This is a genomic window from Stieleria neptunia, from assembly GCF_007754155.1.
GTDB lineage: Bacteria > Planctomycetota > Planctomycetia > Pirellulales > Pirellulaceae > Stieleria > Stieleria neptunia.
Window position 1 is genome coordinate 644,225 of sequence record NZ_CP037423.1, and the last position, 14,835, is coordinate 659,059.

14 protein-coding genes are annotated in these 14,835 nt (G+C 56.5%); 1 reads left to right on the forward strand and 13 read right to left on the reverse strand.

Going from position 1 to position 14,835, the window contains the following annotated elements:
* Positions 1-72: 72 nt before the first annotated feature.
* Positions 73-2,124 (reverse strand): sulfatase-like hydrolase/transferase, encoded by a 2,052-nt coding sequence (locus Enr13x_RS02390; RefSeq protein ID WP_145384516.1) that lies wholly within the window; start codon positions 2,122-2,124, stop codon positions 73-75.
* 58 nt (positions 2,125-2,182) lie between these two features.
* Entirely contained in the window at positions 2,183-4,768 is a 2,586-nt protein-coding gene (locus Enr13x_RS02395; RefSeq protein ID WP_145384517.1) for a sulfatase-like hydrolase/transferase, read from the reverse strand.
* Positions 4,769-4,862: 94 nt separating this feature from the next.
* Here Enr13x_RS02395 and Enr13x_RS37625 point away from each other — a divergent pair, with 94 nt between their 5' ends.
* Positions 4,863-5,039, forward strand: a complete 177-nt coding sequence (locus Enr13x_RS37625) for a hypothetical protein (protein WP_197455721.1) — start codon at positions 4,863-4,865, stop codon at positions 5,037-5,039.
* 358 nt (positions 5,040-5,397) lie between these two features.
* Here Enr13x_RS37625 and Enr13x_RS02400 read toward each other — a convergent pair whose 3' ends face one another.
* The 11 genes from Enr13x_RS02400 to Enr13x_RS02450 all read right to left on the reverse strand — a co-directional run bounded on the left by Enr13x_RS02400 (position 5,398) and on the right by Enr13x_RS02450 (position 14,812).
* Entirely contained in the window at positions 5,398-5,829 is a 432-nt protein-coding gene (locus Enr13x_RS02400; RefSeq protein WP_145384518.1) for a hypothetical protein, read from the reverse strand.
* Between the two features lie 122 nt (positions 5,830-5,951).
* Complete coding sequence (locus Enr13x_RS02405; RefSeq protein ID WP_145384519.1) at positions 5,952-6,302, reverse strand: hypothetical protein; 351 nt, start codon at positions 6,300-6,302, stop codon at positions 5,952-5,954.
* A 701-nt stretch (positions 6,303-7,003) separates the two neighbouring features.
* Positions 7,004-7,333, reverse strand: coding sequence for a hypothetical protein (locus tag Enr13x_RS02410; protein ID WP_145384520.1), 330 nt, complete (start codon positions 7,331-7,333; stop codon positions 7,004-7,006).
* 278 nt (positions 7,334-7,611) lie between these two features.
* The gene (locus Enr13x_RS02415; RefSeq protein WP_145384521.1) at positions 7,612-8,127 is read right to left on the reverse strand and encodes a tetratricopeptide repeat protein; all 516 of its coding nucleotides are present in this window, start codon (positions 8,125-8,127) and stop codon (positions 7,612-7,614) included.
* 96 nt (positions 8,128-8,223) lie between these two features.
* The gene (locus Enr13x_RS02420; protein WP_145384522.1) at positions 8,224-8,628 is read right to left on the reverse strand and encodes a hypothetical protein; all 405 of its coding nucleotides are present in this window, start codon (positions 8,626-8,628) and stop codon (positions 8,224-8,226) included.
* 933 nt (positions 8,629-9,561) lie between these two features.
* A complete protein-coding gene (locus Enr13x_RS02425) occupies positions 9,562-10,068 on the reverse strand; it encodes a hypothetical protein (protein WP_145384523.1) in 507 nt (168 codons plus the stop codon).
* A gap of 87 nt (positions 10,069-10,155) precedes the next feature.
* On the reverse strand, positions 10,156-10,329 hold the full coding sequence (locus Enr13x_RS37630; RefSeq protein WP_197455722.1) for a hypothetical protein: 174 nt from the start codon (positions 10,327-10,329) through the stop codon (positions 10,156-10,158).
* Positions 10,330-10,363: 34 nt separating this feature from the next.
* A complete protein-coding gene (locus Enr13x_RS02430) occupies positions 10,364-10,816 on the reverse strand; it encodes a hypothetical protein (RefSeq protein ID WP_145384524.1) in 453 nt (150 codons plus the stop codon).
* Between the two features lie 955 nt (positions 10,817-11,771).
* Complete coding sequence (locus tag Enr13x_RS02440; protein ID WP_145384526.1) at positions 11,772-12,383, reverse strand: hypothetical protein; 612 nt, start codon at positions 12,381-12,383, stop codon at positions 11,772-11,774.
* Positions 12,384-12,617: 234 nt separating this feature from the next.
* Positions 12,618-13,091, reverse strand: coding sequence for a protein-disulfide reductase DsbD domain-containing protein (locus Enr13x_RS02445; RefSeq protein ID WP_145384527.1), 474 nt, complete (start codon positions 13,089-13,091; stop codon positions 12,618-12,620).
* A gap of 1,529 nt (positions 13,092-14,620) precedes the next feature.
* A complete protein-coding gene (locus tag Enr13x_RS02450) occupies positions 14,621-14,812 on the reverse strand; it encodes a hypothetical protein (RefSeq protein WP_145384528.1) in 192 nt (63 codons plus the stop codon).
* Positions 14,813-14,835 lie beyond the last annotated feature (23 nt).

Below are 14,835 nucleotides of genomic sequence, written 5' to 3' on the forward strand. Positions count from 1 at the left end.
AGCTGAAATGACAGGCTGGAAGCCTCTCCCACTTTTGTTCGTTCGTCGCTACGGCGTTTTCTGCCCGTCCACCTAACGCTGTGAAGCATTTTCCCCCTGTGTTTCTTGAGGTTTTAGCGGCAGGGCGCGAGCCCTCTGGTTTTTCATCTCTGCCCCGACACCGGAGGGCTCGCGCCCTACCGCTGAAAAATGCTTCACAGCGTTGCCGACCACCCCGATCTCCGCGGCCGAAGCCCAGGGTTTTCCGTTGACTTCTGAAAACACACGTACGCGGACATAGCGGCCGCGCACCGGTGCGTCGCAGTCCGCTTTCTGGGCCGTCTTCACTTTGCCAAAGGTCGCCGCGGCAGAGGGCTCACCGAAGGAGTCTGCCGCGTCGCCGACCGTGAAATCCGCCTCGGCAAAGGCTCCATTCCAACCGCCATCTTGTCGGGCCAAGTAGCGGAAGCCGTCGATCTGGTACGTCGCGCCCAGATCGATGACCAACTCGTGGGGCGGCTGCGCAACCCCTTGATCGAAACGGGAGTGCCAGATCGTTTCGGGATTCCCATCGACCGCATTGGCCGCATGCTTTTCGTTGCCGGTGTTCTCGCTGCTGTAACGAACGAGCTTCATGTCGTCGGCCGGTACTAGATTCTTGTCGGTCAATCGGTTGAGCTTCGCGCTGCGATTGCTGCCGCTTTTCCGACCGGGGTTTCCTTTCGAACCCCATTTCGCTTGCCGGTCACGTTCGTGCAACTCTTTGGATTCAAACGTCCCGGGTTGAACCGGTTGGTGAGCGGCTTCGGCGTGGGCAATCATTTTGGCCAACACGCCAGGATGTTGCTTGGCGACGTCGGTCGTTTCGCTGACGTCGCTGTTGAGGTCATACAAGGCCCAAGGTCCGTCGCGTTTGGGGCGGATCGCTTTCCATTGCCCCATGCGGACCGCCGTTTGTGGACCGTATTCCCAGTACAAGAACTCGTGTTGCGGTTGCTGGTGTCCGGTCGCTTCGGCGCCGATCAATTCGGTCAGGATCGACATGCCATCCAGATCCTCGGGAGCTTCGGCGCCGGTCAGTTCGGCGAGCGTCGGGAACACGTCCACTTGGCTGAAGACCAAATCGCTGACTCGACCGGCCTTGATCTTGCCCGGCCAACGCACCAGATACGGAATCCTCAGCCCGCCCTCGTAAAGATTCCCCTTGCCGCCGCGGAATTCGACGCCGGTCTTGGGGTCTTTGTTCGGACCGAAGTAACCGCGCGGATGTTCGTTGCTGCGAAACCGATCTTGGCCGCCGTTGTCGCCGGTAAAGAAAACGATCGTGTTGTCTTCGAGGTTCAGTTCCTGCAGCAAGTCCAGGACCGAACGCAGATCGTTGTCGATCATCGTGACCATTGCCGCATAGTTCTTCGCGTCTTGTGAAACGTTCGGATCGTTGAACCAGTCGTCGTCTTTGTAGGCGGCCACGGCGGGATCATCCGCCGGGATGTCGTACATCCCGTGCGGCGGGGTGACGGGGAAATAACAGAAGAACGGTCGATCCTTGTTCTCGCGGATGAAGGCTTTGCCCTGCTTCATGATCTCGTAGTGCGAGTACGTTTCACCGGCGCGACCGCCATCGTTGCCCGGCAACGGAACCTCGCGGCTATTTCGCACCAGGTAAGGCGGATAAAACGAGTGCGCATGAACTTGGTCGTAATATCCGAAGAAGTCGTCGAAGCCGTGTTGTTCCGGAACGCCGGTTGATCCACGTCCGCCGGCGCCCCATTTGCCGAACCCGCCGGTCGCGTAGCCACGTTGCTTTAGCATGCTGGCGATCGTCGGTTCGCCGGCGCGAAGTGGAGTGCCACCGGGGTTGTCGCGAACCGAGCAATGCCCCATGTGCTTCCCCGTCATCATGCAAGCGCGCAGCGGACCACAAACCGGTGCGGCCGCCAGGGCTTGGGTGAATCGAATCCCCTGCCGCGCCATCTGGTCGATGTTGGGCGTCCGCAGTCGCTCGTTGCCCATGTGCGACAGTTCGTAATACGCCAACTCGTCGGACATGATGTAGACGATGTTTGGCGGTCGATCGGCCGCTCGGGCACAATTGGCCAGGCCGATCAATAAACAGACGAGCGAGAGGCAACAACGTGACGGCATGGTAGGACTCGTGCGAGGAAATGGCGTGTGACGCGGTGACGACGAGCAAAGGGGATCGTCAACGCGGGCTGGAGGGATTCGGCGATCGAAGCAACGCGTCGACATCGTCGAGCGCTACTTTCAAAACTTCCATCGTCTGCTTCGCGCCGGAAAACGCGATCAGCAAGTGATCGTCGTGTTCAATGAGGTGTGGATAATCGACGTGTCGGCCGCCGACCAGTTGAAACAGGTGGGTGAAGACCAGCCCGTCCGAACTGACGGCCAAGGTCAACGGATCGCGTCGCCCTGGGTTGGCGTTGGACACCATCACATAGTAGCCCCGCGAGGTTCGCAGCACAAAGAACTTACTCGTCGCGTCCGGGAAATTTGTCTTCACGATCGGGCTCCAAGTCCGGCCGTTGTCACTGGAAAACGCTCGCAGCAATCGTCCCGAACGTCCGTTGTCGCGAATCAGACCGACAAGGTTCTGGCCGTCGGGAAGCACGTACCAATACGGTTCTTCCGGTCGACCCTTGGCGTCATAGCTGGCCAACGGCCGAATCTTCCAGTCATCGAATCCGGTGTCACCGCCGATCATCACCGAAACTTGCTGGCGATGGTCGCGACGCGTCATCATGAACTCGCCCTGCGGCAATCGCTTTGGCGGGAAATTATTGAGCGTGTCGTCCATCACGGTGCCATGCGGCTGCCATGTTTCGTCGCCCGCGTCCCAGCGAAACGCTTCCAGGCTGAGCCCTTTGCCGGGGTAGGCCGGCGCGTTGAAGTGGCTCGCCAACGCGAGCAGTTCCCCATCGCGCACCCACAGCCCACGCGCGATCCAGCCGAATCCCGGTGTCCGCGGCGGCCCGGACAGATCCGCCGGTTCGCTCCAGTGCAATCCGTCATCGCTGGTGGCGTAAGAAACACGAGTGTCCGGTCGATCGTGCCCCGGCACCACGTTGCGAAGTTGCTGCGGTGTCAGCCCCGGTCTCGGGACGCCCGGACCGTCGCTCCACATCGCCCAGTATTGGCCGTCGAAATGCGCCAGATAGGCGTGCTGATGCACCCAAGTTCCGGCGCGATCTCGGACGTCACTGATGATCGCGTGCTGCGAAGGGACCTTCGGGAGTTGGCTGAAATCGATTTGCGACGGATCGGGACCGGTGGTGTCCAGATCCAGCATGTGCGGGCTGCTCGGGTTCGTCACCGGGTGCGGGAAATCATCGGAGCGTGAAGCGGCGACGGTGGGCTGCGAGGCCAGTTTCTGGTCAAGCTTCTCTGCAAGGCCGGCGACGGTGCTTTGAAACGCGTCATGGTCCACCACATTCACGGTCTCGTGCGGGTCGTTCCGGTGATCGTACAGTTCGCGGGCGAGAACTTGTTTTGTTTTGAAATCTCGCCACTCGGTGTAGCGAAATTGTTCGCTGCGAATCGAATACCCCATCACCTCGGGTTGTTTGCCACGCAGATAGTTGGGGCGCGGTGTTTGGGTGAGAGCCACTTCGTGGACACCCGCCGACGGATCGTCCAGCAGCGGCACCAACGAGACGCCTTCAACGTCGCCAGGTGTTTGCAATTCGCAAAGGTCCGTCAGCGTCGGATAAAGATCCAGCAGTTCCACCAACGCATCCGTGCGCCCGGCAGCTTCGTGTGTGGGGGCGTCGATGATCAGCGGAACACGGGCATCAAGTTCGAACGCCGTTGTCTTTCGCGTCAGACCGTGTTCGCCCAGATGCAGCCCGTGGTCGGACCACAACACAATGATCGTATTGTCCCGCAACTGCAGTGCGTCCAACTCATCCAGCACGCGGCCGATCTGCGCATCCAGATAGCTGATCGCGGCGAGATGCCCGTGATGCATTTCCCGCAGCTCTTCCGACTGTGGCCCGCCGTTGTATCGGGCACTCGTCAGCGCGATGTCGGGAACATCTTTCGGTGGCTGCACGTCGCTGGGGATCGGCACTTCGTTGCGATCGTACAGATCCCAGTATTTTTTGGGAGCGTTGAACGGCGTGTGGGGCTTCCAAAAGCCGACGGCTAGGAAGAACGGATCGTCACTCTGGCTGAGGTTCCGCATGGTTTCGACGGCGGTTTTGGCAACTCGCCCGTCGAAGTAGGCGTCGTCGGGAACGTCGCGACATTCGATGCCATTTTTCCCCGACGCCAGATTCGGCGGCACGGCGCCGTCGACCCTCGGCTTGTCGTTGGAGTGACTGTTGTAGTGCAGTACCGACGGCACGCTCCAGGACCTGGGGTCGCCTTTCCAATCGTCTTGTCGCCAGTTATGAAAAATCTTGCCGACGCATTGCGTGTGATAGCCGTTGGATTTGAACCATTGGGGAAGCGTGACCGCATCGGGCACGTTTTGACGGAAATGTGTCGGCAGGTCCCAGACCCGCAGCGTATCGGGCCGCATGCCCGTCAAGAGCGAAGCCCGAGAGGGATTGCAGACGGTTTGTTGACAGTAGGCCCGCTCGAAAACCATGCCGCCAGACGCAAGCTGATCGATGTTCGGCGATTTCACCGCCGTGTGACCGTAACATCCCAGCTGGACCCTCAAGTCGTCGATTGCGATGAACAACACATTCGGTCGCTCGGCGCCGGCCGACGCTGCCATCAGCGCCAGACAACACGCGGCAAAACGGAGAGGGAGAGAACGGAGCATGATGCGCGACCTTCTTGCGAGCCGGAAACGGAATCGAGGGTCGGCTATCATAAAGGATTGAACCGATGTTGAAGGATGCGGTGGAGAAAACGGAATGGTTTTGCCTACAACGCCGACTCATCGCGAAATCATCACGACCGCCGATATCAAAGACTTCGCCGTTCTTGATCCGGTCAAAGAGGTCGGGGTATCGTTAAATGCGCTGCAGCGCCTACTCGGTGTCCATGTGTTTCCGCTGGACGATCTCAACCAGCGTCACCCAAGCAATTGACTGTCGAGGGCGTTCGTTGCCAAGTTGCTCACCGACGCGGGGTCCACGGCATCCCGAAGGGGGGCGATTCTTTTGCTGCAGCTTTTGGCAACCCATCTAGTTTCTCTCCCTCTGGGAGAGACGGCGTTTGCGCAGCAAGCAAACGCCAGAGAGGGCCAACGCTGCAAAAGTCTTGGCGCCTACCGTTACGATCGAATCCGTCACTTATACGATTGACGTCCCAAGGGATTTCAGCGAGTAGCCGGACGTCAGCGCAGCGCCACCTCCGGGCCACGCTCCCACACGACCTCGGCCCACCGTGACCTCACATCAACCATCGAACCGGACAGTTGCATGCGTTCTTGCGACGGTGCGATTTTCAATACAACGGTGATACCTCTTCAACATCTGTGATCTCACCGTCCAACGTATAGATCATGAAGAACGTCGCGACGTGTTCCTCTGGCGGGCGCTCGTCAAGGCCGTAGCAGAACATTCGCAACACGCCATTGCGAGGACCGTCATAGGTTCGGGTGATGAAATCCCACCCTTCCGATTCAGGTGTGAAAATCTGGTCGACAAGAATTTCGGCATCTGGAATGTCTTCGATTCGCATCCCAATCGGGTCCATCTCATTGAGGCGTTGCAACAGCGAACGTTGCAAGGTGCCGATCATCCGACGTTGGTTTTTCAGTTGGCTTTCAAGAGTCTCGCGAGTCTGCTGATGTTCGCGCTCATGAAGGACGCTCCACGCCAGTCCTAGCAATGAAAGGCAGGCCAACGCGGCAACGACAAAGTCTCGTCTGGTCATACTGATGTTTGTAACGAACGGGCACCGATCACCGTGGCAGGGCGAACGGCATTGTGTTTTCGATGGACGTCGACTCCGTGTCTGTGTGTGCGGGCGGATGGTTCCCAGCTCGTGCCCCCGTTTCAGACGGATAGGACGTGGTACGCGTAAATGGCGGTCGGAACATAGGCTATACCTAAATACAAAGTCTTGCGAGAGAAGATTAATGCAACGGCCGCGAGAAGAACCGCGGCAATCAACATTGCGCCGATTGCATAGAGGACTAGCATCAACGAGATGCCCGTGATGACATTAACTTCGCGGTTTGCGCCACCAAGTAAGCTTCCCAACGCATAGAGGGCACCAAAGGAGCCAGCCCCCAGTAGGTACGCGGTCCAAGAGAGCTGAATAAGCACGAAGGCAATGATGCGTCTCCAACCCCAATACGCGGCGGTCGGTTTTTCGGTACCCGACGTGCTGACGTTTTCACTCATGTGTTTTCAGTCGGGTAACGAATTGCGAACTATCCGCGTTCAGAAGGGACGGGGATAGATCGGGCGTTAAAACTGTGTCGACCTCAGGTGGGCCGGTCGGAAGAGCTGATTAGAACGGGTCCTGCCAGACGGTGCCAGTTTCTCAGCCCAGGCGAGTTCGAGCTGGGTGGCGGCAGGGCGGTCCGGATCGGACTCCGCCTCCTTTGCACTTTCTTGCTCACTTTTCGCGCGACCCGTCGTAACCGAGTGCGAAAAGTCTTCACCCATCGCGGCGTCCACGGTATCCCGGGGACCGTCGGAAGAATAAGTGGGATAGGCTTCCAGCCTGTCATGGCGAAAACGACAGGCTGGAAGCCTATCCCACTTTTAAAGATCCGACACATATATTCCGCTCGTTGCTAAGCGAGAACGTCAGGTACCGACCGAAAAGCCGGGGGCGATCGCTGGGGGGAGATTGTTTTCTCGGCCAGCCAATGCAGGAAGAAGGTAGGAACATTTCGGGTAGGAAAACGGGTGCTTGAAGAACGAACAACCTGAGCGACGACCTTGCTTCCTTTTCCTACCCAAAATTTTCCTACCTCCATCTCTTACCGATGCATCACCCGCGGATCATCATCAGTGCACCTGCCTCTCGTCGCGTTGAGGAAGTTGACGAAACTGCCAACGCAATCTCTCGCAAGCACAGCCCACCGCGCCGCCAGTCACTTCGGTTCACGATATGGTTGTGTTGCGTTTATTGGCGCGGCCGACGATTCGGCATCACCGTCATGGTGAGTGTCACGTGCTGTTCTCCGCATCATTGCGAGCACCAATTGCAACACAACGACCATGACAAGGGTGACGATTAACGGAGGCAACCAACCCATCACGAGCAATGCAGCGTTCAGCCCGACGCCGTCATACATATCGTCATCGCGCTGGGATGCAAGCTCTCGCAACGCAGGCAAATTGAACTGCATCCGGAACTCAAGCGTCGCGAACCAGGACACGACCACCGCTAGCGGAATTCGGAGCGCCCAATTGCGTTTCATTGCGGGTTTGGGAGGCGTGAGTACAAACGCCGCAGGGATTAGGAACAGAGAAGCGGTCATGCCCCAATCGCCGATGTCTGCGCACAGCTGCGTCGGAAGGAGGCGATCAGGATTTAGCAGCGCAATCAGTGCGTCAAAAGCAATCGCGCCGACGGAACATCCAGCAATGAGGAATGGTATTCGCATATTTTCGCAAAGCAACGGTACGGATCACGTGCGGTACGCCCAACATGGGCGTGATCTTGTGGAGTGCAAGTCCCGGGCCCCTATCCCGATTCTCATTGTTCTCTGACTTCTTTGTGCGTTGCAATTTCTGTGCGAATCATGGCTGCGTGTGGTGATTTTAGTGATTCTAACCGCTGCAAATCCTTCTTTGCGTCGGCAATTCGATTAAGCATCACTAAAACGCTGGCGCGTGCGGAAATCACATCGTCGTATGTCGGGTCGAGATCGATCGCTTTGGAGTAAGTCTTGATCGCTCGGTCCAAGTCGTCCTCAATCTCCCAATACGAGTTAGCGAGGTAGACGTACACATCAGGGTAAAAGGGATTCAAGTCAATTGATCTTTCCAAATGCTTGCGTGCCCGCTGGTATACAACGATCTTCGACTTCGGAACGGCGAAGTTCTCAGGCGCATTGCCAGCCATGGCGGTATGCACGTCTTTGATGAGTTCCACGGCTGTGCGAAACTCGCGAGCAGCAGCAACGACATCCTGCTTCGTAACGGATTGTGGTTCATCAGCAACGGCACTGAACGACAAGCACATCAAGAGTGCGACAAATACGAATTTCATGAACACCTCGTACAGAGAACGGCCCGCGTCACCGGGACCCGTGAGTTGACATTCCGTTTGTGAAGCCGAGCCAGCGGGCCTCCGCGCGCGCAATGGTTATCCGTCTTCGCGCCGTTGCAGTAGATCGATGTATGCATCAATTTCTTCCTTGGATTGCCACGGGCGATTCCAATAGTCCTTGAAACCGCGAGCAAGACGCTGCAGCACAGTGGGCGAGTATACCACCTTCGCACGCCAATTCGTTATGCATCCAGAATGGACGACCATCGTCTCGTAGCGTTTGGAGCCGCGATGGCGACCAACGACAACAATCTGTTCGTATCCATCGCCCCATTGCGCTGGAAGACAATAGACCTTCGTGCCGCCGGAAAAGTGCTTTGTACCAGGACGGGTATCGACACCGCCCTCGCCGTAAGATCGCTCCTCCACGATGTTGCCGACAAGGCACCATTGAGATTCAAGAGCCGATCCCGTATCGACGTTGTGAGGTTCGTGTTTCACTTGTTTGTTTGCCACATGTGTCACGCCAACGCAACATCAGTCGGATAACGAATTGTGATCGATCCGCGCATGCGGAGGAACGGGGAAAGATCGTGCGCTGATCTTTGTTGACCTCAGGTGGGCCGGTCACAGGTCCTGATTAGAACGGATCCTGCCAGACGGTGCCAGTTTCTCAACCCAGGCGAACTCGCGCTGGGTGACGGGAGGACGGTCCGGTTCGGACTCGGCCTCCTTTGCACTTTCTTGTTCACTTTTCGCACGACCCGTCGTACCACGTGCGAAAAGTCTTCACCCATCGCGGCGTCCACGGTATCCCGGAGGGATTGCAGCGAGTAGCCGGAGGTCAGCGCAGCGCCACCTCCGGACCGCAACCACAATTCCTCCCCTCGACCCCGGAGGGTCGCAGCAATTCCAATGCCCCGCCGACCGGACCCTTCGGCTAAGCAACGAGCGGAAATTTAGTGGGATAGGCTTCCAGCCTGTCGATGCTGAAATGACAGGCTGGAAGCCTATCCCACTTTTAAAGCTCCGACACTTATATTCCGCTCGTTGCTAAGCGAGAACGCCAGGAACCGACCGAAAAGCCGGGGGCGATCGCTGGGGGGAGATTGTTTTCTCGGCCAGCCGACTGCAGAAAGAAGGTAGGAAAATTTCGGGTAGGAAAACGGGTGCTTGAAGAACAAAAAAACTGAGCGACAACCTTGCTTCCTTTTCCTACCCAAAATTTTCCTACCTCCATCTCTTACCGATGCATCACCCGCGGATCATCATCAGTGCACCTGCCTCTCGTCGCGTTGAGGAAGTTGACGAAACTGCCAACGCAATCTCTCGCCAGGACGCGTCCCACGCAGCCGAGTCACGTCGAACAATCTTCCCGTCCGGACACCGTCGGCTTCTGGAATCTTTTGCACGCCCTTCATCAGCGTCTCCGGTTTATCGCGTTGTTCTGCTCGGACCACGAGTCAGTGTTGGATGATTGACTCCCCAGCGGATTTCGGCGATGCGATCTGCGGGGATTGCCATTCGGATGCCAGGGGATTCCGCCGATTGAAGGAGGACGAAGTCGGCTCCGACGTGCAACACAATGGATGGCGAATAGATGGGCTCCCATCGTGTCGAAAAATCCGCGGGTGCAAGTCGGTTGACTTTGTTGGATTCAAGTTTGATAGCCGCCTCGGACACAACCGGGTATTTTTCAGTCAGTTTGGCGAATGATATCTTTCGGGCATCAAGTTCCATTTCAAATCGCTCTTTGGACCAAACGAATACTTCGATGCGTCCATTTGGAACGCTCGGGAAGTTTATCCCAATTTGCATTCCCGGCGTTAAAAAGCCAACGAGTCTATCTGGGTACTCATCCGCAGCGGGAGCGACGCAAGTGAACAAGCAAGAAAAAAAGGCAACGATTGCCAGTCTGTGGAGCATGTCGATGTTTCCCATAGCAGAAGGTCTGGTGGTCACCGCGTCGCCGCGATCGAAGTGAACTCATACGCAAACTCAACCCGCAGATTGCAGTGTACCATGCGATCAGATATCGCGATGCCAATGAACGAAGTCAGGAAGGCGCATGCAATCATAGAAATAGCAAAAGGCTTCGATCGCGACGGCCGTTGGAATCGTCCATGCGACGTCAAATGGATCGACTTGCCCATTGTCTTGCAGGAAGTCGATCTTGACGTCGCCGCTCATCGTGCGTCGCATTGTTTTGCTGCGGGTTTTTCCCAGCGGGATCATTTTATTTGCTTTTTGCAGCTTTTTCCCGCACCCATGTTTCATTGAACACGCCGTCCGGATCAATCTGTTCAAGGCTGTCCTTCGAAATCTTGAGCTTGTGTTTGAATGTTCTTCCGATGAGTGACGATGTCGACTCGCCGGCGAAATCAATCGTTTCGCTCAGAACCGTTCCGTCAAACGAGTAGTGACCACCATGCTGGAAGACGATATTTCCTGAGTCGGGATCTGGTTGAATGACGCACCAGTGCGTGCCTGTAAACAGCTTCAGGCGGGTGCCAATTCCTGATGGGGAGCCTGGCGTTTTGGCGGCCTTGAGTCGCCACGCTCCGATGAGCATTTTTTCGGGTTTGGTGTTCGACTCCTTCGTTCCCTCATCGGCGAGCGCAGTCGAGGGTGCAAGCAGGGCGGACAGGAAGATTGCGGAAGCGAACGAGATGCAAGTCATACGTTTCATTGGGTTCTCCGTTTTCGTAGAGGGGTTACTGAATAGCATAACGGAAAAGATCACGCGAACGGCGCGACAGATCATCCACGTCGATCAAACCCGACTCGCCGGCCTGTCGATTCGCCGACCCGCCGTGTATCTGTTGGTGCGTCGTCATCCTGTCTGATGGATCAGCCAAAACGCGGATAGGCTGATCAAAAGTTCAATCTCAAAGAGAAGTGAAGTCACGTCCAACTTGACAATCGGCGTCCCGGAGGGATTTCAGCGAGTCACCGGAGTTCAGCGCAGCGCCACCTCCGGACCAGCACCACAATTCCTCCCCTCGACCCCGGAGGGCAACGCTGTGAAGCATTTTTTCCATGTGTCTCTTGGGGGTTTAGCGGAAGGGCGCGAGCCCTCCGGTTCTTCATCGTTTGCCAAAATACCGGAGGGTTCGCGCCCTGCCGCTAAAAAATGCTTCACAGCGTTGCGCCGGGCGGGGGCGCAGCGCATCCAACACGTCGCCGAACGGAACCTTCGGCGAAACGGAAACTTCAGGGACAGACCGAAAAGCCGGGGCGATCGCTGGGGAGAGATTGTTTTCTCAGCCAGCCGACTGCAGGAAGAAGGTAGGAAAATTTCGGGTAGGAAAACGGGTGCTTGAAAAACAAAAAACCTGAGCGACGACCTTGCTTCCTTTTCCTACCCAAACTTTTCCTACCTCCATCTCTTACCGATGCATCACCCGCGGATCATCATCGGTGCACCTGCCCCTCGTCGCGTTGAGCAAGTTGGCGAAGCTGTCAAAGCAATCTCTCGCTAGGACGCTTCACCAATCTCTTGCACGCCGTTCATCCGCGTTCCGGTGCAAACTGCGTTTTGATCTCATTGGTGCACTTCAAGAATTCGAAGGCGCTCGGCTCCCAAGGATCGGCGTGAGCGTGTGCAGAGTCGGGTTCGTCTTTCAATCAGGCACAGCTTATAGCTAGTAGAGGGTAAGCGGGAAAAATCTCCACGCCACAATCTTACCTGCGTTTACGGCGATCAATAGATCATCTTTCTGGCTTTCATAACCGTAGGCAAGTCCGATCTCCGTGTACAAGTGGTAAAAGACCAATTCGGATTTTCCGAAGGGGCTGCGGAGCGTATCCATCCATGGCGCCATGTGCTCACCGTTGGAGTAAGTTTTTGCTTTTTCTTGCGTGAAAAGTTCAGCTGTGGAAAAAACGTTTGGGAAGTCTGATACGGAACGACCGAGCATGAAGTCGAATGCATCGTTGTTCAGCGCAAGCCGACCGACGTCGACCTTCTCGCCACCGTTGAAATGGTGATGGTTGGAAGTCAGCACCGCATTTGCAGCGTCGCGCTGTGCGAGTTCACGCTCGGACGGTTCGCTGGGGTAATAAGTCTCAACGACGCCACGCTCGCTGGTCGAAAGCTGGGCTCGGTCGTCAGGCTGCTCGTCACAGCTAACGCAAGTCAGAATCAGCGTCGAAATGATGAACAATCTCAATAGGTATTTTTCCACATAACGGTAAGGTTCACGCGGTCGACGCGAACGAATTGCCACTTCAATAAACTCAATTTGGCGACTCACCTGCATCGATCCATTGGGCCGTTGGATTTCGTGAATGTGAACATGAATTCTATGGCAACCTTCGTGTCCTGCGCCGCGATCGATGCCGCGAGCACAATGGAGCCAAGTAGTGAGGGGAGATCACGCATGTGCTAATAGTTGAAGGTCTGCCCTCACCGTGGGGCGAGAGTCATTCTTGCTATCAGGGGATACGTTAACACCGCTCCGGTGCGCGGCATGGTTCCCTGCGATTGTTCATTGGTTGCGAACGGTGTGAAGCTGCATTTTTCCGAGGCAGAAAGATCGAAGGCGGTTGTATCCAGCGCCATCGAGCGCGAACGAGAGTGGGTGTTTGGCGTTGCCGTTAATAATGGCGACAGCAATGTCAACCGAGTCTCGATAGACGTACAAGTCGCCCAGATAGCCGGTGTCGATCTTCTTTCCATCGGGGTACGTGACACGTGCGTCCACAGTGTCGCCATTCGCGTCGCGGATAGTAAGTGTTGCGGCGACGTGTTTCCAAGCATCGTTCTTTGGGTTGTGCGCATAGATGTCGACGCCACGTTCGGCTTGTAGCCGAACAGTGAAATGCGTCGGCGATTCCGGTTTGGATTCAACGACGCGAATCGCAGCGGGAAACTTGGTGGATGCCTTGGGCTCAGCGGACTGCAGCATGGCAGGAAGCGTCACGATGAGAAGCAGCCAAGTCTGCATTGCGGGTGATGTCATGGATCTTCCTTCGCGAACCGACCATAGGATTGCCCCGAGTGCCGCCAGTGAGTTTTTAAGGTCGGAAACTAGGTGCCGGCAAACGTCATCCGAGAAGTCTTGATCAGCTACGCATGTCGTGAGTTCAGAAACAAAAATACGGATCGCAACCTACGTCTGCTGAGCGCCGCGTCTTGTGTACGACGACGGAGGAATCTGGGATTGCGAATCGTTGTTCAAGTTGGTCTTTGTCGTTCAATAAAGCACTGTCTTTGTCGACGAATGAATTGTGATCGATCCGCGCATGCGGGGGAACGGGGAAAGATCGTGCGCCAGAACTTTGTCACCTCTCAGGTGGGCAGGTCACAGGACCTGATTAGAACGGATCCTGCCAGACGGTGCCAGTTTTTCAGGCCCACGTGAACTCGAGTTGGGCGGCGGGAGGACGGTCCGGTTCGGACGCCGCCTCCTTTGCACTTTCTGGCTCAGTCTCGCTAGGATTGTACTAGCACTATGATCCAGGCACAGATCCCGGCAATCAGCAGAATCCAACCTCCGATCGCGACGAAAATGCCAGGCGTGCTCTCGGTGATAGCGGGTCGTCCCAGTCCCGTCGCTACTCCGGTCAGTCGCCCCATTTGGTCTGGGAACCAGATACACATCAGCGGCAACAGAACAAAGAGCAACGCACGTACAGCGGATTCGCCGGATCCTGTCATCGTGAGCACGAACGTCACAAAACCAGTTGCGGCTACCACTGCAAGCGCTTTCGAAAGGAAAGTGTGGTCAATCAATGTACTCGATCCGCTCCTGCATCGGCAAAGAACCCGCGTACGATACTGAGTGAAAGGTCGCCTCCCTGCAATTGGTCAAGTGTTTCAAGTTCAGGTGACATCACTTCGTCAGCGACGGTGGACGTCGCGAGGCACGGGGAGTGGACTGTCCATTGCCAAAAACGCCACGAGCAACGCGTCGCATTGAATCTCGCACCACTCGGCCACAAGCTTCGCCGCACGGCGTGGCAATCGCCCCTGATCGCCAGGCGACCGATTGTACCGGCCCGCTGGGCCTTGGGTCTTCCGAGGAACCCATCCCCGGTGGCTGACACCACCGGCAGACACTCTACCGTCAAAAATTAATCCACGGCGCGAGTTTGGACGCTCTATCAATCAACTCGCAACCCAGCTAACGCTCAGGCGTGAAACATAGATCGATGTCGCTCGGCTCACCGACGTTGCCCGCTCCATCGACCGTTTTACATTGACGAAGGTATATCATTTGGAACATGGCTCCCCTCTCCCCCAACACTCTGGCTCGCTGGGGCTCGCCAGAGTGTTGGGGGAGAGGGGAGCCAGAATCAGTACGTGACTGTGAAACTGCTGCTCCAGTTCGGGTAGCTTACGATGGTCGCTGCATCATTTTTGACGGTCCAGGCAGACACTCTACCGGTCCTCCGGGCCTGAGTGACATCGCCATCCGAGTCAACATCGAGACGATTCGTTTGAGCTTCTTCTTCCGCCCGATGGTAGGGTAGGAATGGTCGTGCAGTGCTACTCGTCATCGAGCGCTTCGCCGAAGTGTTTCATCACAAATCCGCCGGCGAACTCGGCCAGCGAGGACCAGTTGGATCCCGTCAAACTGGATCCCCAATAGCTCGATGCGGCCACGTCGATGACCGCGAATCCGATCAGCGCGATCCCCGTCCAAGCTATCGTCTTTGCCAGCCACATCGGAATGACCATCAGGAAATCTCTTGGAACACTGT

Excerpts from the sequence above, each read along its gene's own strand:
- Enr13x_RS02395 (WP_145384517.1), bottom strand. The coding sequence starts at position 4,768 with ATGCTCCGTTCTCTCCCTCTCCGTTTTGCCGCGTGTTGTCTGGCGCTG.
- Enr13x_RS37630 (WP_197455722.1), bottom strand. The coding sequence starts at position 10,329 with ATGCGACGCACGATGAGCGGCGACGTCAAGATCGACTTCCTGCAAGAC.
- Enr13x_RS02400 (WP_145384518.1), bottom strand. The coding sequence starts at position 5,829 with ATGACCAGACGAGACTTTGTCGTTGCCGCGTTGGCCTGCCTTTCATTG.
- Enr13x_RS02445 (WP_145384527.1), bottom strand. The coding sequence starts at position 13,091 with ATGACATCACCCGCAATGCAGACTTGGCTGCTTCTCATCGTGACGCTT.
- Enr13x_RS02430 (WP_145384524.1), bottom strand. The coding sequence starts at position 10,816 with ATGAAACGTATGACTTGCATCTCGTTCGCTTCCGCAATCTTCCTGTCC.
- Enr13x_RS37625 (WP_197455721.1), top strand. The coding sequence starts at position 4,863 with ATGGTTTTGCCTACAACGCCGACTCATCGCGAAATCATCACGACCGCC.
- Enr13x_RS02425 (WP_145384523.1), bottom strand. The coding sequence starts at position 10,068 with ATGGGAAACATCGACATGCTCCACAGACTGGCAATCGTTGCCTTTTTT.
- Enr13x_RS02390 (WP_145384516.1), bottom strand. The coding sequence starts at position 2,124 with ATGCCGTCACGTTGTTGCCTCTCGCTCGTCTGTTTATTGATCGGCCTG.
- Enr13x_RS02415 (WP_145384521.1), bottom strand. The coding sequence starts at position 8,127 with ATGAAATTCGTATTTGTCGCACTCTTGATGTGCTTGTCGTTCAGTGCC.
- Enr13x_RS02405 (WP_145384519.1), bottom strand. The coding sequence starts at position 6,302 with ATGAGTGAAAACGTCAGCACGTCGGGTACCGAAAAACCGACCGCCGCG.
- Enr13x_RS02410 (WP_145384520.1), bottom strand. The coding sequence starts at position 7,333 with ATGAAACGCAATTGGGCGCTCCGAATTCCGCTAGCGGTGGTCGTGTCC.
- Enr13x_RS02450 (WP_145384528.1), bottom strand. The coding sequence starts at position 14,812 with ATGGTCATTCCGATGTGGCTGGCAAAGACGATAGCTTGGACGGGGATC.